Annotated in this window: 16 protein-coding genes; 8 read left to right on the forward strand and 8 right to left on the reverse strand. The window is 57.4% G+C overall.

The window, feature by feature from the left end; translation table 11 throughout:
- Positions 1-38 precede the first annotated feature (38 nt).
- Positions 39-974, reverse strand: coding sequence for an aminoimidazole riboside kinase (locus tag HF675_RS03090; RefSeq protein ID WP_187044019.1), 936 nt, complete (start codon positions 972-974; stop codon positions 39-41).
- A gap of 643 nt (positions 975-1,617) precedes the next feature.
- Here HF675_RS03090 and HF675_RS03095 point away from each other — a divergent pair.
- On the forward strand, positions 1,618-2,166 hold the full coding sequence (locus HF675_RS03095; RefSeq protein WP_111736351.1) for an Ail/Lom family outer membrane beta-barrel protein: 549 nt from the start codon (positions 1,618-1,620) through the stop codon (positions 2,164-2,166).
- A 38-nt stretch (positions 2,167-2,204) separates the two neighbouring features.
- Here HF675_RS03095 and HF675_RS03100 read toward each other — a convergent pair whose 3' ends face one another.
- From HF675_RS03100 to HF675_RS03115, 4 genes are all read right to left on the reverse strand, one after another.
- Positions 2,205-4,358 (reverse strand): phosphocholine-specific phospholipase C, encoded by a 2,154-nt coding sequence (locus tag HF675_RS03100; protein WP_187044020.1) that lies wholly within the window; start codon positions 4,356-4,358, stop codon positions 2,205-2,207.
- Positions 4,359-4,555: 197 nt separating this feature from the next.
- Positions 4,556-6,691 carry a peptidase domain-containing ABC transporter gene (locus HF675_RS03105; RefSeq protein ID WP_187044021.1) on the reverse strand — a complete coding sequence of 712 codons (2,136 nt, stop codon included), beginning with the start codon at positions 6,689-6,691 and terminating at the stop codon, positions 4,556-4,558.
- Positions 6,692-6,727: 36 nt separating this feature from the next.
- The gene (locus HF675_RS03110) at positions 6,728-7,981 is read right to left on the reverse strand and encodes an HlyD family secretion protein (RefSeq protein WP_111736354.1); all 1,254 of its coding nucleotides are present in this window, start codon (positions 7,979-7,981) and stop codon (positions 6,728-6,730) included.
- A 19-nt stretch (positions 7,982-8,000) separates the two neighbouring features.
- Entirely contained in the window at positions 8,001-9,335 is a 1,335-nt protein-coding gene (locus tag HF675_RS03115) for a TolC family outer membrane protein (RefSeq protein ID WP_158684851.1), read from the reverse strand.
- A 589-nt stretch (positions 9,336-9,924) separates the two neighbouring features.
- Here HF675_RS03115 and HF675_RS03120 point away from each other — a divergent pair.
- The 3 genes from HF675_RS03120 (at position 9,925) to cbpM (ending at position 11,793) form a co-directional block, all read left to right on the forward strand.
- Positions 9,925-10,494: an HdeD family acid-resistance protein gene (locus HF675_RS03120; RefSeq protein WP_187044022.1), complete on the forward strand. Its 570-nt coding sequence runs from the start codon at positions 9,925-9,927 to the stop codon at positions 10,492-10,494.
- A gap of 68 nt (positions 10,495-10,562) precedes the next feature.
- Complete coding sequence (gene cbpA, locus HF675_RS03125; protein WP_105232627.1) at positions 10,563-11,486, forward strand: curved DNA-binding protein; 924 nt, start codon at positions 10,563-10,565, stop codon at positions 11,484-11,486.
- Position 11,487: 1 nt separating this feature from the next.
- A complete protein-coding gene (cbpM, locus tag HF675_RS03130; protein ID WP_105232626.1) occupies positions 11,488-11,793 on the forward strand; it encodes a chaperone modulator CbpM in 306 nt (101 codons plus the stop codon).
- 47 nt (positions 11,794-11,840) lie between these two features.
- Here the strand turns inward: cbpM and HF675_RS03135 are convergent, their stop codons facing one another.
- The gene (locus HF675_RS03135; RefSeq protein ID WP_105232625.1) at positions 11,841-12,428 is read right to left on the reverse strand and encodes an NAD(P)H-dependent oxidoreductase; all 588 of its coding nucleotides are present in this window, start codon (positions 12,426-12,428) and stop codon (positions 11,841-11,843) included.
- A 115-nt stretch (positions 12,429-12,543) separates the two neighbouring features.
- Here HF675_RS03135 and HF675_RS03140 point away from each other — a divergent pair, with 115 nt between their 5' ends.
- Together HF675_RS03140 and HF675_RS03145 are read left to right on the forward strand one after the other, a co-directional pair.
- Positions 12,544-13,164, forward strand: coding sequence for a TetR/AcrR family transcriptional regulator (locus HF675_RS03140; RefSeq protein WP_105232624.1), 621 nt, complete (start codon positions 12,544-12,546; stop codon positions 13,162-13,164).
- On the forward strand, positions 13,157-13,603 hold the full coding sequence (locus HF675_RS03145) for a hypothetical protein (protein ID WP_145961089.1): 447 nt from the start codon (positions 13,157-13,159) through the stop codon (positions 13,601-13,603). The genes HF675_RS03140 and HF675_RS03145 overlap by 8 nt, the downstream gene beginning before the upstream one ends.
- Here the strand turns inward: HF675_RS03145 and HF675_RS03150 are convergent.
- Positions 13,600-14,379, reverse strand: a complete 780-nt coding sequence (locus HF675_RS03150; protein WP_105232622.1) for a helix-turn-helix domain-containing protein — start codon at positions 14,377-14,379, stop codon at positions 13,600-13,602. The genes HF675_RS03145 and HF675_RS03150 overlap by 4 nt on opposite strands.
- A 160-nt stretch (positions 14,380-14,539) precedes the next feature.
- Between HF675_RS03150 and HF675_RS03155 the strand changes: the two genes are divergently transcribed.
- Both HF675_RS03155 and HF675_RS03160 read left to right on the forward strand, forming a co-directional pair.
- On the forward strand, positions 14,540-15,787 hold the full coding sequence (locus tag HF675_RS03155) for a CynX/NimT family MFS transporter (RefSeq protein ID WP_187044023.1): 1,248 nt from the start codon (positions 14,540-14,542) through the stop codon (positions 15,785-15,787).
- A gap of 107 nt (positions 15,788-15,894) precedes the next feature.
- Complete coding sequence (locus HF675_RS03160) at positions 15,895-16,281, forward strand: hypothetical protein (RefSeq protein WP_145961090.1); 387 nt, start codon at positions 15,895-15,897, stop codon at positions 16,279-16,281.
- A 151-nt stretch (positions 16,282-16,432) separates the two neighbouring features.
- Here HF675_RS03160 and HF675_RS03165 read toward each other — a convergent pair whose 3' ends face one another.
- Entirely contained in the window at positions 16,433-17,065 is a 633-nt protein-coding gene (locus HF675_RS03165; protein ID WP_105232620.1) for a LuxR C-terminal-related transcriptional regulator, read from the reverse strand.
- Positions 17,066-17,115 lie beyond the last annotated feature (50 nt).

Raw genomic sequence — 17,115 nt, forward strand, 5'->3', positions numbered from 1 at the left:
CGGGATGCGGGGGCGGGCGAGTGCCCACCCCGCGATCGTCAGGCGGGGTGCAACAGAAAAGCGGCCAGTTCACCGGCGTGCGGCAGGGCGGTCATTGCCCCTTTAGCGGTGGTCGCCAGCGCGCCGCAGGCCTGCGCCTGGGCAATAACTGCCGGCCATTCGTCTGCCTGCGGCAGGCGGCCGAGCGCGGACAGCGCGGCCAGCAAACCGGCCACGAAGGCGTCGCCGGCGCCGGTGGTGTCCACCGGCACTACCGGCGTAGCGGGGAAGTGGCGCAGTTCACGGCCGTCATGGACGCAAACGCCGTCTCCGCCCTGCGTCACCAACAGCAGACGCAGGGGGAAGTGGGCGAGTATCCAGTCGATGGCCGCATCCATCTCATTGAGATTGCTGATAAAGAACAGCTCGTCCAGCGAGATTTTCACCACGTCGGCCAGCAACAGCGCCTGCATCAGACAGGGGCGTAATTCCTCCGGCTGTCGCCAGACGTCTTCGCGGATATTGGGGTCGAAGCTGACCCAGCCGCCGGCGGCGCGGATGGCGGCCATGGCCGCCAGCGTGGTGCTGCGGCTTGGCTCCTGCGACAGGGCGATCGAGCAGGCGTGCAGCCATTCGCCGGCTTGAAAGGCCGGCAGATCGGCCGGCTGTAAAAACAGGTCGGCACTGGGGGTGACCATAAAGGTGAAGGAGCGCTCGCCGTCGTTGGTCAGATCCACCACTACGGTTGAGGTATGGTGCTCGGCGTCTGCGAACATCCGGGTGGTATCCACCCCTTCACTGCTCAGCACCTGGCGGAGAAATGCGCCAAAGCTGTCGTCGCCGACGCGGCCGATAAAACCGCTGTCGCCGCCCAGGCGGGCGATGCCGACGGCGACATTGGCCGGTGCGCCGCCGGGGCACTTAAGATAACTGTTTGAATTTTCAGGAACCAGATCGACAACGGCATCTCCCAGAACCCAGACACGGTTTGCCATGTTTTACCCCGTTATTGCTGTGGTTGATGGCGAGCTAAAATAGAAGAACCGGTTTAGCTATGCAACAGAAAAAATCGATGTCGTGCCGGAACGCCCGCTGCAGAGGGAGGTAGCGGGGCAGTGAAAGCGTGTGTGAGAACGACCGGGTGGCGTCAAACCCGTTTGCCGTAAGCCGTAAGGATGAAAATAAAATGTGACGCATCTGTGAGGATAATAAAGAGGTATTTTTAATTTTAAGTGAGAAAAATATAAATTTCCCTGTGATTCATTATTTTTATTTTCTGTTTTTATGCGTTGTTTTGGGTGTTTATCTATTTTGTGTGCTTCTCGTATTTATTTCGTGATGGCTTATAAGTTTTTATCTTTACTGTGACGCGTTTTTTAGACATTGCCTTGTTATTAATCTAAGTGATTTCTTTTTATTTTTCATGAATATTCTCGTTTGTTGCTTTGTCCCTTTCTTTTAGCGTTTACCCGCATGAAATCCGGGCGCTGATTGGCTATCATCCCCTTTGCTGACCCTTCAGGCTGATAGGTATAGGGCGTTTTCGTGCCGTGATGGCCGTTCGCCAACCGCTATTTGTCTGATTGAATGGAAAAATGACATTGGTCAGGTAGCGAATGGTTATTTAAGGATGATGGAATGAAAAAATCAGCATTGCTTGGCGTTATCGTTGTCGCTTTATCTACGCTTATGCCGGCGCAGGCAGAACGTCACACCGTGATTTTTGATTATGCGCGCGCTCAGCTTGATAATTTCAGCGACCTGGACGGCATTAATATTAAATATCGTTACGAGTGGGGGTCCGCCCTGAGCCTGATGAACTCTTTCACCGCGCTGGGCGGCGATAACCACAGCGTGAACGGCGGTAAAACCGAGCTGAATTATTATGCCTACAGCGTAGGGCCGGCCTACTACCTAAACCGTTATATAGTGATGTACGGGCTGGTGGGGCTAAGCCACAGCAATGTGAAAAACTCCGCCGCCTGGGTGGTGGAGCAGAGTAACGGCGGCCGGCGCGGCAGCCGCGGTGCCAGCTCCGGCTCGGCCTTTGCCTACGGCGCCGGCCTGCTGTTTACCCCCAGAGAAAATATCGTGCTGGACGTGGGTTATGAAGGCTCACAGATTGATATCGGCGGCCTGAACCGTGACGTCAATCTGTTTACCGTCGGCGTTGGCTACCGTTTCTGAGCGTGAGCCTGGCGATAAACTAGAAGAAGCAGCGTATCTCAGGGCTGGCCCATCAGCGGATCGCTGATGCTATGTCGGCCATTCTCAAGCCGCCCGGCCAGCCGGCGTAGCCAGCCTTGTTCATCCGTTACGCTAATATCATACCAACCGCCGCTGCGGCTGAGGTCAAGCAACAGCGAGCGCGTTGCGCCGGCCGGCAGCGAGATATGCTGCGCTTCCCGGTGGGTATAGGGGCAGCGCGCCAGAGTCACGTTCTGCGGCTGTGTTCCGGGGTTGAGTAAGACCAGGCGGACGCTCACTGTCTCCGGTACTGCCTCTAGACGCACCTCCGCCTGTGAACGCTGCAGGTTGCCGCGCAGCGCACGGTGAAACCCATTCGGCCCCAGCAACCACAGATCGTAATCCTCCGCAGCGTGCCAGTCGTCGCTCAGCGCTTTGCCCGCCTCGATGGTAAAGCGGCGCGGTATTTCATCCAGACGTTGTCGGTCGTAAACGTGGAGCACCGCCCCCTGACTGCCGTTATTGATCATATTCAGCGTCAGCAACTGCTGGCGGGGATAGCCGCTTGCCTCCACCTGTAGCTGATAGGGCAGCGCGCGTGACGGGCGGGCCTGGCGTTTTTGTTGTGGCTGCTGCTGCTGCTCGGCGGCGGGCAGCGGCACCTGGGGCAGTTTCTCTTGTCGCAGACGCAGCGCGTCGGCAGCATGGCGGGTGGTGGTGTGCAGCGCCGGCAGTTTTTCATTGTTGGGATCGATAAAGTTAAAGGCTGAGGTCAGGTCGCCGCAGACCGCCCGTCGCCAGTCGCTGATATTGGGTTCATGCACCTGGAAGCGTTTTTCCAGAAATTGCAGCACGGAGGTGTGGTCGAAGGCCTGAGAGTTCACCCAGCCGCCGCGGCTCCACGGCGAAAGCACCAGCATCGGCACCCGCGGGCCGGGGCCGTAAATGCCGGAATCCGGCGGTGGCTGATCCGTGCTGCCCGGCGGCGCCGGGTGCTGGAAGATTTCCGTTTCAAAAGGCACGGTGGATTTACCGGCAAAGCTGCCGTCGCTGCGCAGCGACGGCGCTGACGGGGAAGGCATATGATCGAAAAAGCCGTCGTTTTCATCGTAGGTGACGAACAGCACGGTTTTGCTCCACACCTCCGGCCGTTCGGTTAACGCATTAAGCACTTCCTGAGTAAACCATCCGCCCTGTACCGGGCTGGAAGGGTCGGGATGTTCAGAGTAGGCCGCCGGCGCGATCAGCCAGCTTACCTGCGGCAGTTTGTCCTGCTGTACGTCGTTGCGGAACCCGGCCAGCATCGCCTCCAGATCGCCGCTGCCGCCGGCCGGCAGGGTGTTGCCATTGCCTTTATACAGCGGTGCGACAGCATTGAGTTGTTCACTGTACGGCGCAAAATCCGTGAATTCTTTCGGCGGGTTGGCCGGATTGCCGGCCTTGATGCTGGCAGCACGGTACTGGCGAAAACCGGCCAGCGGGTTATCGCCGAAGTTATCCGGCAGGTATTGATAGACCTTCCAACTGACGCCGCTTTCTTCCAGACGTTCCGGGTAGGTTTTCCAGCGGTAGCCTTTGTCTGCGCTGCCGGGATGATCCCACTCGTTTACCACGACGGCGCTGTTATCCGGGCCGGGGCCGTTGCTGCCGGTCCACAGGAAAAGCCGGTTAGGGTTGGTGCCGGCGTGCATTGAGCAGTGATAGGCATCGCACAGCGTAAAGGCGTTGGCCAGCGCGAACTGAAACGGCAGTTCCGGCTCGCGGTAATAGCCCATTGACGTTGGCGTTTTGTGGCTGGGCCAGGCGCGCATCCGGCCGCTATCCCAGGCGGCGTGCGCGTCAGGCCAGGTGTGCGGAGTCCCGCTGACGCGCTGGGCGTTGCCGCGTTGTGCATCGAGATGATAAGGCAACACCAGCCGCTCCGTCCCTTGCTGCTGCCACACGCTGCGGCCGTCCGGCAGCGGAATGGTAAAGCGGTCGCTAAAGCCGCGGACGCCGGGCAGCGTACCAAAATAGTGGTCGAAGGCGCGGTTTTCCTGCATCAGAATCACCACGTGCTCCACATCCTGAATGCTGCCGGTGCGGTTATTGGCGGGGATCGCCAGCGCTTTGCGAATCGAGGCCGGCAGCAGCGAAAACGCCGAGCCAACGGCTGCCGCCTGTAACAGTTTTCTGCGCGAAAGGGTGGGCATGCGTCAGTAGACTCCCTGAAAGTGACGGTAAGGCCGGTATTTGCTGGCGGCATGACGGGCTGACGACATCAGCGGCGCCGGCGCTGGGCTATCGGTGGTAAGTTTAGCTTATCTGCTGATTAATAAAGGGAAGTGTTGTTTTTTTGACAAAATTGTGACGGTGCGCGTCGCCGCGCACCGCACAGAGAGGACGGGGGTTAAAACGGCGCCAGCGTTTCCGGGTTGACCGGCTGCGCCTTACCGTCAGACAGCATCACGATGCGCCCGGCGCTGCGGATGGTTTCCGGACGGTGGGCGATGATGATGCGGGTGATCGCCATATTGCGGATGGCGTCGTTGATGCGCATTTCCCTTTCTACATCCAGGTGGCTGGAGGCCTCATCCAGCACCAGTATCGACGGATTACGGTACAGCGCTCGCGCCAGCAGTACGCGCTGGTTTTGCCCGCCGGACAGCGATGAACCCATGTCGCCGACCAGACTTTGATAGGTCATCGGCATTTTCATAATATCATCATGGATTTGCGCAATTTTAGCCGCCTGTTCGATACGTTCCTGATCGGCTTCCTGACTGAAGAAACAGATATTATCGGCGATCGAACCGGCAAACAGAATGTCATCCTGCATCACGCAGCCGATGCGTTCGCGGTATTGGTACAGCCCGACGTCCTGAATATCGACGCCATCGATCAGAATACGGCCGGAGACCGGCTGGAGCAGCCCCAGCAGCAGCTTGGCCAGCGTGGTTTTACCCTGGCCGGACGGCCCGATCAGCGCGACCGATTCCCCCGATCCGATTTCGAACGAGCAGCTATCCAGAATCATCGGTTCGGTCTCGGCATAGCGGAACGACACGTTATCCAGCGTGATCGTCGGTGGCTGGGGTGAGACGTTGCCAGGACCTTCCGCCTCGTGACGGCCATCTTTTTCCTGCTCGGTCAGCACGATATCCGCCAGACGTTCGCCGTGCAGCCGCAGCATGCGAAAATCGATCCAGGCGTCCACCAGGCCAGAGCCGCGTGAGATGAACTGGTCGGCGAATGACATAAAGCCTATCAGCATACCGGCGGAGAAGTTGCCGTCCAGCACCTGCAGCGCGGCCAGCCAGACCAGCGCGATACGGCCGATGCTGGCGATAATGCCGTGGATGGTGCTGAAGCCGATGCTCAGACGCTGCACGACGATATTCTTGTTGGTGGTTTCTACCAGCGCATTGGCGTAGCTGCTGACGCGGATATCCTGCCGGTTATTCAGCTTCAGGGTTTTGGCACCGCGCACCGATTCCAGCAGGATCGACTGCGCCTTGGCGGCGGTGATGATGTGGTCTTCGTTGGCGTTGCGAAACGGGCGATAGGCAATCCAGCGGATGGCGGCATACAGCAGGAACTGCAGCACCACCACCGCGGTGAGCATTCTGTTATAGGTGAACAACACGCCGAGCGTGACGATCGCCATGATGCCGTCCAGCACCGAGCTGATAAAGCGCGTCGTCAGCGTCTCTTGAATGGTGCTGACCGAGCCGAAGCGGGAGATGATATCGCCCACGTGGCGCGATTCGAAAAACGACAGCGGCAGCCCCAGCAGATGCGAGCAAACGTTGGTGGTCCACTGTACGTTCAGCAGGCTGGAGAACCAGGTCATCACCCAGGAGCGCAGGGCGGTGATCAGGTTTTGGAACAGGAAGACGAAAATAAAGCCGACGCTCAGCAGCGTCAGCAGATCGCGGTCGTCGGAGACCAGCACCTGATCCATCACCCACTGCATATAGAACGGCGTAATCACGCCGAACACCTCCAGCGCCACGGACAGCAGTAATATCTGGGTTAACGCGGCGCCGATGCCGGTGACGCTGCCGATCAGGCGGAACATCGACAGCGACTGTTTCTCCACCGCCGGCTTGAACGATGCGGACGGCAACAGTTCCAGCGCCACGCCGGTGAAGCAGTTGGACACCTCCTTCATTGAAACCACGCGCACCCCGCTGGCGGGGTCGTGAATGATGATGGCGTTTTTCTTCACCTTTTTCAGCACCACAAAGTGGTTCAGGTTCCAGTGCAGAATGCAGGGGCGGCGCAGCTTATCCAGCTCTTCGATCTCCAGACGCAGTGCGCGGCCGGCCATGCCCAGGCTGCCGGCAACGCGCATCACGTCGGCCAGCGTGGCGCCTTTCATTGAAGTAGAGAAGCGACGGCGCAGGCTGATCATGTCGATGTTGTATTTATAGTAATTCACCACCATCGCGACGCAGGCCAGGCCGCATTCGGCCGCCTGCGACTGCTGGATCACCGGCAGCCGTCGGCCGAAGCCGAAGTGAAGGTTCTTTAAAAATTCCATTGGAAAAATATGACTCCCTGTTAAAAAGCGCAGTGATTACAAGCGGTGGCCCAAAGCGTAGAGAGGCTCAAATACCCACTCGATGATCCGTCGCTTCTCAATCAAAAAATCTGCCTCCAGCTTGATGCCCGAGCGCAGCGCAACGTCCTTGCCGTACAGGTTGATGGATTGTTTGTCGAGTTCGACCACCACCTGATACAGCCGCTCGTGCACGTTTGAGTCGCCGGTGATGGCCATCACTTCCTGCGGAGAGAGCGCAGCGGTCGACACTTCGAGCACCCGCCCGCGCTGGACGCCGAATTTTTGATAGGGGTAGGCTTCATAGCGCAACATCACCTGTTGCCCCGGATTGATAAAGCCGATGGCGCGGCTACTGACCATGATTCTGGCCTGCAGCCGGCTGCCTTGCGGCAGGATGTAGAGCAGCGGCTGGCCGCTGGCGACCACCTGCCCCTGTTTGACCAGCGTGGCGCCGATGGTGCCGGTTTCCGTCGCCTTGATATAGACGGCGCGATGCGACTCGTTCTCCGCCAGGGCGCGATCCACCTCCGCCTGACTGCGGTCGATTTCATTTTGCCGTTTGGAGAGGGCGAGCGGCAGCTCCCGCAGCTGCTGGCGCAGGGCGATAATCTTCTGTTCCAGATCCATCACCAGCCGGTCGGCGTCCTGCAGCCGGGCACCGACTTCCAGCACGGTGTTCTGCTGTTCATCCACCTGCTGGTTAGAGGCAAAGCCCTGATTGCGCATCTGCTGCAGCTTATGCATCTGGCTGCTGGCCAGGTTCAACTGCTGCCTGCGCTTGGCCTGCTGCTTTTGCAACAGCTCGACCTGCGACTCCAGCGAGCCCAGCTGTTTTTTCAGGCCGCCCATGGTTTCGGCATGCATGCGGTATTCGCTCTCCCGTTCAGACTGCAGCCGTTCATTTTGCAGCGTCAGCTGGTCGTGAACGAACAGGCGGGTCTGCCCCATGGCGGTGGACAGCTCCGAGGAAATGGTCATCAATACGCTGTGTTGGATGACCTCGCTGCCTTTTTCCACCTGCATGTCGGTGATGGTACCGGCAACCGGCGCGGTAATGTTGTAAATACCTTTGCTGGGCAGCAGGCTGCCTATCGCGGTCTCTTTCTTGGTGTAACTGCCGAACACGATAAACAGGACGATCAGGGTAACCAGGCAGCTCGCCAGGGAGATAACCAGCCAGCGGTATGGCGGTGAATAGAGAGAAACGGTCCCCATGACCTTGTTGTTATTGGCATCCAGCGCTTCCTGGCGAAAAAGTGACTGTGTCATCCTGAATCCTGGCGAAAAGTTATTGCGAGCAGCTAATCTGCGCGATGGCGTTATGGCCGAGTTCGCCGGTTGCCCTGGCCTGAGCAACCTTGGCCATCAGCAGTTTGTAACGCGCCTCGGCGTTGTTTTTTACCGCTTCGTAGTAACTTTGGTAGGCGTTCAGTTCATCCATTTTGGTGCGCAGTCCCAGTTTTTTTCCGGTGGCGGTAGAGCGGATTTTGCTCTGTTCCGACTGGATCATCCGCTGGGTAGAGGTCACCAGCGAGCGGCTGTTGGTCACGTTCAACAGGGCGTTGTGCAGCTCTTCCTTCACTTTCTGCTGGGCATCGATCAGGCTGTAGCGCGCCTGCTCGCGGGTATAGACCGCCTCTCGTGATTGCGACATCTGCCGGCCGCCGCTGAAAATCGGCACGGAGACGGAGATACCGAGGTTGGTATTGGTGGTTTTTGAGGTACTGCCGAACATCTCGTCGAGCAGGTTGCTGTCTTCGGCCCGGCTCCAGTTGGTGCCGTAAGAAGCCTGGAAATTGACCGTCGGCATATGGGCGCTGTGCGCCTGATAGACGCCGGTTTTGGCGATTTCCCACTGGGCGCGCGCGCTGCGGATCTGGCTGTTGCGGGCCAGCGCGTGCTGGTAGAGATCCGGCTCTTTCCCCGTCTGCGCGCCCTGCAGCAGGCAGGCGGCGCTAATCGGGGCGATGGCGTCGTGCTCCAGGCCGGTCAGTCGTCGGTACTTGGTGGCAGCGGCGCTCAGATTATTGTGCGCCTCAATTTCCTTGGCGCGGAACAGATCGCGGTTAGCCTGCGCTTCATCGGCGTCGACGCGGGTGGCGTTGCCCAGCGATACCGCCAGCGTGGTCTGCTGCAGCTCGTTTTCATACACCTGCGTGGCCGCCCGCGCGGCCTGATAAACCTCGTTCTGATACAGCACGGCGGCATATGCGTCCGCTACGTCATAGGCCAGCGTTTCCTGCGCACGCAGCAGCTCAATATCGGCGCTGTCGGCTATTGCCTTGCCGCGCAGGTAGTCGGCATATTTGGACAGGTCGAACAGCGGCTGATTGAGCGAGATGGCGTAATTATGGCGCGAGACTTTGGCGGCGTAGGTTGCTTTAGGCTGGTCCTGCTGGTTGTAGCCGCCGTCCAGCTGGATGGTCGGCAGCAGGCCGGCCAGGCCCTGGCTGCTTTTTTCATTACCTGCCAGCTGGCGATACATTGCCGCCTGCAGTTCCGGGTTGACGGCGCCGGCGTTGCGGATGGCCTCCAGCAGGGTGGTGGCGCTCACGCCGAAGGGTAATAAAGCGGAAGCCAATAACAGCGGTTTAAGGCGGAACAATCCTTTGATTAAATGCATATCGTAGTCCATGTTAATCGTGCAGTCCGTGCATAGATTTAAGTAATCACCGAAGATATTCATTCGAATGAGATAAATAGAGAAAATAAGCGCGCCGACGTTGCTTTGGTCATAAAATTAACGTCTTACCAAACGCTTATTAATAACTTGATTGATATTTATCGTGTTATGTATAAATATTTTAAATATGTTCAAGCCATGCGAGTATCTCCGCCGTTGATAAAGGCGGCTTGCTGATTTTTGTTTTATTTTCAGTGTGTTCTACTGATTTGTTGCGCAGAGAATAATACTAAAAAAACAACGCTGTCAATAACCTGCACTTTTAACCGTAAAGCTCTTATTTTTCATAAGAAACATCCGTTCTATTTCTGTTTTTATATTTGTTTTGTTTATTGTCACTTACGCGTTGTGATGGGTTGTTTCTGGTTTTAGTGCGTTTTTTATCGGTGAAAAAGAGAAGGGCGGCATGTGATTTATCCATAACGACAGCGCGGTGCGCCAACGCCCCGGATCGTTCATCATGGGCGGTGTTATCCGGCTATAATTTCAGGGGTTGCTTGAAACCTCATCGATAAAAAGGAGTTAGCCTATGTTGAATATAGGAAATAATCATTTATCCGCGCTCGATCCGCTGTTGGTGAAAAAACAGCGCCGGCTGCTGCTGGCGCTCTCGCTGCTGTTGCTGGTGGCGGGGCTGTTCTGTTTGTTCAGTCCTTTCGCGTCTGGTGCGGCGCTCAGCGTGGTGATGGGGGTCTTCTTGCTGCTGAGCGGGATCGGCATGATCGTCGGCATGATTGTTAACCGAGCGCAAAATACCTGGCCAATGATCGGCGGTATTCTATTGGGTATCGCCTATCTGATTATTGGCTACGTGTTTATCACCAGCCCTGCCGTCGGCATCTTTACCATGGCGATTTATCTGGCGGCGCTGTTTGCGTTGGGGGGCGTATTTCGCCTGCTGGCCGGTTATCAGCTGCGTGCGCTCCCGGGCAACGGGATCCAGTACGCGATCGGCGTGTTGGATCTGGCGATCGCCTGGATGTTGCTGAGCGCCGATGCGGCCACCTCGGTGGTGCTGGTGACCACCATTGTCGGGATTGAAATGCTGTTCAGCGCCTTTGGCCTGTTTATGGTCACCCGCCGTTTCAGCGCCAGGTGAGCAAATATCAGCGGTAACAAGAAGCTGCCACAGTGTCTGATAAAAGACCGTAACGAGATGATAATATTATGGAATTCAAGGATTATTATGCCATTTTGGGCGTTAAGCCTGAAGACGATCTCAAGGCGATAAAAACGGCCTATCGCCGCCTGGCGCGCAAATACCATCCTGACGTCAGCAAAGAGCCGGACGCCGAGGCAAAGTTTAAGCAAGTTGCCGAAGCCTATGAGGTGCTGAAGGACGAAGAAAGCCGCGCGGAATACGATCGACTGCGCCAGCACCGTAACGATCCGCATTTCGGCCGGCAGGCGCAGCACAACGACAATTACAACGCAGAAGACTTCTCCGACATCTTCTCCTCAATGTTCGGCGAACGTGCGCGCGCGCGTCAGCAGCGCCAGCACCATGCCATGCGCGGCCAGAATCTGGAGATTGAAGTGGCGGTATTCCTGGAGGATATCTTTGCCGAACAGACACGCACTATCAGCTATCACGTGCCGGTATATAACGTGTTTGGTCTGGTCGAGCAGGAGATCCCGAAAACGCTCAACGTGAAAATACCGGCCGGGGTCAGGGAAGGGGAGCGTATTCGCCTGAAGGGGCAGGGATCGCCGGGGATCGATGGCGGTGCGAGCGGCGATCTCTATCTGATCGTACGTATCGCGCCGCATCCGCGCTTTGATATCGTCGGCGACAATTTGGAAATCGTCTTGCCGCTGTCGCCGTGGGAAGCCGCGTTGGGGGCCAAAGTTTCCGTGCCGACCGTCCAGCAGCAGATTCTGCTGACTATTCCCGCCGGCACGCAGAGCGGGCAGCGTCTGCGCATTAAAGGCAAAGGCCTGCCGGGCAAAGGACAGACGGCGAGCGGCGACCTGTACGCGGTGGTGAAAGTGGTAATGCCGCCGAAGCCAGACGCGCAGAGCGCAGCGCTGTGGCAGCAGTTGGCGGAAGCGCAGTCAGATTTCGATCCGCGTAAAGAGTGGGGTAAGTAATATGACCAAAGTAAATATCACGTTTACGCTGACGGAGTTTTGTCTGCACGCCGGCGTATCGCAGGATGAACTGGTCGAAATCGTCGGGTTGGGGGTGATCGAACCTTGTCAGCCGGCCGACGACGAGTGGCTGTTTGACGATGGCGCGCTGGCGGAATTTCATCGCGCGCAGCGGCTGCATCACGAACTGGCGCTGGACTGGCCGGGGATTGCGGTGGCGCTGACGTTGCTGGATGAAGTCGAACAGCTGCGCAGGGAGAATCTGCAGCTGCGGCAGCGGCTGGCGCGTTTTACGGAAAATGTTTGAATAACCCGCCGGCGCGGCACGCCACGCTGGCAGGTTGATAACATGAGTTAGCGGAAAATGGCGCGGCCGATAGCCTGCGCCCTTTCCAGACAGGCTTCCGGGCTGCCCATTTCCGGCATCAGCAGTACTTCGCGGGTCAGCAGCGGCGCGCCGCAATAATCGAAAATACCGTGGCCTATCTGGGTGTTGAAAGCGTCGGCGTAGCCGCGTTTGACAAAGGTCTGCCGGTTAACCGCCCCCAACGCCACCAGATGCACCGGCAGGTGCGTCAGTTTCTTCACCACGGTGTCGCCGGAGGTGTCGTCATAGGCCCAGCCGTTGGTAAATACGCGATCGATCCAGCCTTTCAGCAGGCCCGGCATCGACCACCAGTAAACGGGGAACACCAGTACCAGCGCATCGGCGCGGTCGATACGCGCCTGTTCGGCGAGCACGTCGGGCGGGACGGCGCCGGTTTGCTGAAACGCCGCCATATCCGCGGCGGAAAACGTCGGGTTGAAGCCTTCCTGCGTCAGGTCGGCGATGTCAACGGTGTGCGCCGGATCGGCCGCGGTGATGCCCTGGGCAATGGCGGCGGCGCTGCCGTGCGTCAGGGAGTGCTGCAAAGGGTGAGAAACGACGATCAGTGCATGCATAGGAAGACTCCTGTTGCCATGAAACGGGAACGGTCGTAGTGTTGAAGTCTCACGGTAACCTACCAATGGTAAGTTACTTTTAGTATATAGTGCCGTCGACAACAGGAGCCACCGTATGGCCACAGAGCCTGCACGCCGGCGTCTATCGCGGGAAGAGCGTCACGCCCAGCTGATAGACGTGGCATGGCGGATTATTCGTGAAGAAGGGACGGCAGCGCTGACCCTCGGTCATCTGGCGCAACAGGCCGGCGTCACCAAGCCGGTGGTCTACGACCATTTTACCAACCGTTCCGGTTTGTTCGCCATGTTGTACAAAGAGTTCGATCGCCGTCAGACGGCGCTGATGGATGATAATATCTGCCGGGCGGCACCGACGCTGGAACCGCGGGCGGCGGTGGTCGCCGCGTCCTATATCGAGTGCGTCCTGCAGCAGGGGCGTGAGATGCCCAGCGTGATGGCGGCGCTGACCGGCACGCCGGAGCTGGCGCAGATCCGGCAGGAATACGCCGCCGGCTTTACGGAAAAATGCCGTGCACTGTTTGCCCCATTCTGTGACGGTCAGCCGCTGCGCGACGCGGCGCTGCGGGGGATGCTCGGCGCCGCGGAAGGGTTGTCCGATGCCGTGGTGAACGGCGTGGTGAGCGAGCAGCAGGCCAAAGATGAGCTGTTTCAGGTGATTATCGCCATGGTGCAGCGTTGCTGCACTCTGGCTGAGGGAGGTGAGCGGGATGAATAAGTCGACAAAAGCTGCACTGGTGTGGGGAGGTCTGTGCGCCATCCTGCTCTATCGCACCTTGCCGGCGGGTGTGATGATGTCGTGGCAGGTTTTCCGGCAGTATGACATTCCGGTGATGCAACTGGTCGTCAGTGTGCTGATGCCGCTGCTGCCCGCGCTGGCGCCGCTGGGCTGCTTTCTCGCATTACGCACGACGGCGGCGGAGCGCTGGCTGGCGGTGGTTATCCTGCCGATGGTCGCCTGGCTGGCCAGCCATGTGATACTGATTGTACTGTTCTATTTTATCGCCGTGAAAAGCGGCAACGTACCGCCGTATTCCGAGGGGCTGTCGGCCATGATGCTGCGCATGCTGAATATCGGCTGGCTGAGCAGCATGCTGGTCGTCGCGTTGACGATTGCAGCCTGCGGCTACGCGTTCTGGCGTGAAAGCCGGCGCTAATCCTGCACCAGGTAACGCCCCGGCGTTTTACCTAACGCTTTTTTAAACATGGTGATAAAGGCGGTGGGGGAGTCGTAACCGAGTTCATAAGCGACGTTCTGTACCGATTCTCCCAGCACCAGCATCCGTACGGCGACCATCAGCTGCAGCTGATGGCGCCACTTGCCGAACGTCATGCCCGTTTCCCGCCGAATAAACCGCTCAAAGCTGCGGTCGCTCATCGCCATCTTCTGCGCCCACTCGTGCAGCGTACTGCGGCTGCCGGGCGCCAGCATGATTTCATCCGCCAGCTGTTTGATCTTGGCATTGCCGCTGATTGGCACATGCAGATGCCCGACCGGCATTTGCGCCAGTTCGTGCATCATCACCGCCGCCAGACGGCCGGTGGGGCTGTCGGTGACGTAGTCCGCCGGTAGTGTGGCGAAGTGTTTGATGATTTCACGCAGCATCGGGCTGATTTGCAGCGTACAGCACTCGTCCGGCATGCCGGGATAGTTTGGCTCGACGAACAGCAGATAAATATCTACATCGCCCATTGCCCGGTTGCTGTGCTCCATCCCGCCAGGGATCCAGACGGCGTGGCCGGTCGGCACCATCCAGTAGGCTTTGGCGACCTCACACACCAGGCCGCCGCGCAGCGGCAGGATCAACTGGCCCTTGCGGTGATGATGAAACGGCATAGCCCGACGCGTTTCCGTGGCGGAGATGTGGAGCGCCACCGCCTGGCTGGTGTTGGTGTCAGGATCGAACTCTTCGTAGCTTTGCAGTAGCGACATGGTAAATGGCCAAATTTAGAGATTAATTGCAGTTATATAAATATCACCACTCATTATCAAAATTTTATAATACTTCTACTCCAGTTACAGGGCCTGTAATCCTAGCGATGCGTTACGCGAGCAAGACGTCATGCTGGAAATCAACTCAGCGAATAACATTATGAAATTATTATCCTTTCGTGTGAAAAAGTCCCATCTTCTGCTAGTGGGCATACTGCTGGTGGCCGCCAACCTGCGGGCGCCTTTCACCAGCCTGGCGCCGTTGCTGGACGCCATCCGCCTCGATTTTTCCCTGAGTGCGGTACAGGCGGGCCTGATACAAACCCTGCCGCTGCTGGCATTCGCGCTGTTTTCGCCGCTGGCCGGCAGCATTGCCGTTAAGTATGGCATTGAACGGGTGATTTTTGTGGCGCTGCTGCTGATTGCCGCCGGTATCGGTTACCGTTCTTACGGCGGTCTGTTCGGCGTGTATGGCGGCACGGTGCTGATCGGTCTGGGTATCGCCATGGGCAACGTATTGCTGCCCAGCCTGTTAAAACGCGACTTTCCCCAGCGGGTAGCGAGCATGACCGGGTTGTACGCCCTGATTATGGGGGTTGGCGCCGCGTTAGGCTCGGCGGCCGTGGTGCCGCTGTCGCAGGTACCGGCGCTGGGCTGGAACGGCGCATTGTTCGCCATGCTGCTGTTCCCGCTGTTGGCGGTGGTGGTCTGGTTTCCTCAGCTTTCCCACGGCGCAGCGCGGCTGGCGCAGAGCGGTGGGGAGCCGCCGCAGCGGTCCGGCGGGGTATGGCGTGCCGCGCTGGCCTGGCAGGTGACGCTGTTCCTGGGGCTTAACTCGCTGATTTATTATGTGGTGGTCGCCTGGCTGCCGTCGATTTTACGTTATCAGGGCTTCAGTGCTGAGCAGGCGGGATCGCTGCACGGTGTCCTGCAGTTGGCGACTGCCGTCCCGGGGCTGTTTACCGGTCATTTGCTGGCGCGGATGAAGGACCAGCGGGCGATTGCCGTCACGGTATCGCTGCTGGCCGCTGCCGGTCTGTTGGGGCTGCTGGCGCTGCCTGCTTTCGCGACGCTGTGGGTGGTGTTATTCGGTATCGGTGCCGGCAGCACCATTATTCTGGGGCTGGCGTTTATCGGTCTGCGTTCCGGCACGCCGGCACAGGCCGCGGCGCTCTCCGGTATGGCGCAGTGCGTCGGTTACCTGCTGGCCGTCGGCGGGCCGCCCGGCGTCGGGCTGCTGTATGACGCCACCCACAGCTGGCATGGCCCGCTGTTGATCTGCGCGGCGCTGGCGCTGGTGATGGCGTTGGTGGGCTACCTGGCCGGGCGCGATCGCTGTTTGGCACAGGCTGATACCACGGCAGCGGCGTCGTTGAACGAAGGCTGTTTATCCGAAGAGGAAAGATAAATCGCGGCCATGACTCGGTGAAATAATATGCGGTGTGCTATGTTGGCAGGGCGGCTGTTGACTGACGCCGCTTCACTTTCTCGGAATACATCAGTCATGGAGGTTGTATGAGGAAATATGTTTTATTGACGTGTGCACTGTTATTACCGTTTTCTTCTCTGGCAATGTCTTCGGCTTCTTCATTGCAAAAAAACAAGGACGCGGCGGCGGCTTATTGCGATGCGCAATTTACAGTGGTAAAGAGTGCCTGGTCGGAGAGCAATGACGATGAAAATATTGCACGCTCTATCGCCCAGCTGGAACAGAAGGGTTATCAGTTAGCGGATTTTGGTATTGATAAGGAAGAATATACGCGTGACGTGAAAACGGCCATTGCCGGCGTGCGTGATAATAAGTCTGCCTATCATAATCAACAGGACGAGTTTAATCGCGCGCTGGTTTCGCAGATTGAAGCCTGTAAAGTACAAGCAGAGCATCGTTTAAACAGTAAATAATATCTTTTGCTTTCTCTGAGCGCGCGATACTATCGGGCGCTTTTTTTTCCTGATTGTTATGTGTTATTGCACGCCTGTAATTACAGGTGGTATATCAGCTGATATAGATTTATCGGTTCGGTTAGAAAAATCCTTTTTATATTAGGCGTATTTAATATACGCCTATTAGTTCACCTTTTACCGGCAGTTCTTGAACGCCTTTCATTCTTTTGAAAATGTCACTGATATTTTTCAGCCCCAGTTTTGCTAACGCATTAAGTTTATGCGCGCTGATGGTTTTAGATTGAATGCCATAGCGTATTGTCAGCCTGTTACTGGAATCACCGCACAGCACATCAAGCAATATTTGGCTTTCACGGTAAGACAGCGTACCTTTCGGTGGTGATTTCCAGCTCAGTTCCTCTTTCAGCGTATTGAAAATATAGTAGCTTAGCTGCTCCAGCGGCTGCCGTTTGCTGATAACCCCTTTGTAGTGTGGGTGGCTGCAGCAAAGTTGATGATAAAAATCAGTGGCTTGTTCCACCATCAGCCAAAGGTCGATGCTCAGCCTGCGGCAATGCTTCAGGCACTCTCTGATCAGGATAAAGCTGTCCTGAATATCCGCCTGGCTGCCGGCCGGTGAGAGCAGCAGCGTATCGACGTTGGTCGTCGCCAGAATATTTTCCAGTTCTGTTTTATTGCCGGCTTCCAGAATAGATTGCGGCATGGTTCCCTTGGCTAATAATAATTGCCTGACGGCTTGCCGGAAGTAACTGTTCTCATCAAAGATTAAGATATTCTTCATCGTGGAATTTGCTCCATATCATTAAATTAACAAACTGATAAATATGTCAC

This window comes from Serratia sp. JUb9 (assembly GCF_014298095.1).
Lineage (GTDB): Bacteria > Pseudomonadota > Gammaproteobacteria > Enterobacterales > Enterobacteriaceae > Serratia_B > Serratia_B rhizosphaerae.

What these genes read in the sequence shown, in the direction of transcription:
- HF675_RS03090 (WP_187044019.1), bottom strand. Translation starts at nt 974, where the DNA reads ATGGCAAACCGTGTCTGGGTTCTGGGAGATGCCGTTGTCGATCTGGTT.
- HF675_RS03095 (WP_111736351.1), top strand. Translation starts at nt 1,618, where the DNA reads ATGAAAAAATCAGCATTGCTTGGCGTTATCGTTGTCGCTTTATCTACG.
- HF675_RS03100 (WP_187044020.1), bottom strand. Translation starts at nt 4,358, where the DNA reads ATGCCCACCCTTTCGCGCAGAAAACTGTTACAGGCGGCAGCCGTTGGC.
- HF675_RS03105 (WP_187044021.1), bottom strand. Translation starts at nt 6,691, where the DNA reads ATGGAATTTTTAAAGAACCTTCACTTCGGCTTCGGCCGACGGCTGCCG.
- HF675_RS03110 (WP_111736354.1), bottom strand. Translation starts at nt 7,981, where the DNA reads ATGACACAGTCACTTTTTCGCCAGGAAGCGCTGGATGCCAATAACAAC.
- HF675_RS03115 (WP_158684851.1), bottom strand. Translation starts at nt 9,335, where the DNA reads ATGCATTTAATCAAAGGATTGTTCCGCCTTAAACCGCTGTTATTGGCT.
- HF675_RS03120 (WP_187044022.1), top strand. Translation starts at nt 9,925, where the DNA reads ATGTTGAATATAGGAAATAATCATTTATCCGCGCTCGATCCGCTGTTG.
- cbpA (WP_105232627.1), top strand. Translation starts at nt 10,563, where the DNA reads ATGGAATTCAAGGATTATTATGCCATTTTGGGCGTTAAGCCTGAAGAC.
- cbpM (WP_105232626.1), top strand. Translation starts at nt 11,488, where the DNA reads ATGACCAAAGTAAATATCACGTTTACGCTGACGGAGTTTTGTCTGCAC.
- HF675_RS03135 (WP_105232625.1), bottom strand. Translation starts at nt 12,428, where the DNA reads ATGCATGCACTGATCGTCGTTTCTCACCCTTTGCAGCACTCCCTGACG.
- HF675_RS03140 (WP_105232624.1), top strand. Translation starts at nt 12,544, where the DNA reads ATGGCCACAGAGCCTGCACGCCGGCGTCTATCGCGGGAAGAGCGTCAC.
- HF675_RS03145 (WP_145961089.1), top strand. Translation starts at nt 13,157, where the DNA reads ATGAATAAGTCGACAAAAGCTGCACTGGTGTGGGGAGGTCTGTGCGCC.
- HF675_RS03150 (WP_105232622.1), bottom strand. Translation starts at nt 14,379, where the DNA reads ATGTCGCTACTGCAAAGCTACGAAGAGTTCGATCCTGACACCAACACC.
- HF675_RS03155 (WP_187044023.1), top strand. Translation starts at nt 14,540, where the DNA reads ATGAAATTATTATCCTTTCGTGTGAAAAAGTCCCATCTTCTGCTAGTG.
- HF675_RS03160 (WP_145961090.1), top strand. Translation starts at nt 15,895, where the DNA reads ATGAGGAAATATGTTTTATTGACGTGTGCACTGTTATTACCGTTTTCT.
- HF675_RS03165 (WP_105232620.1), bottom strand. Translation starts at nt 17,065, where the DNA reads ATGAAGAATATCTTAATCTTTGATGAGAACAGTTACTTCCGGCAAGCC.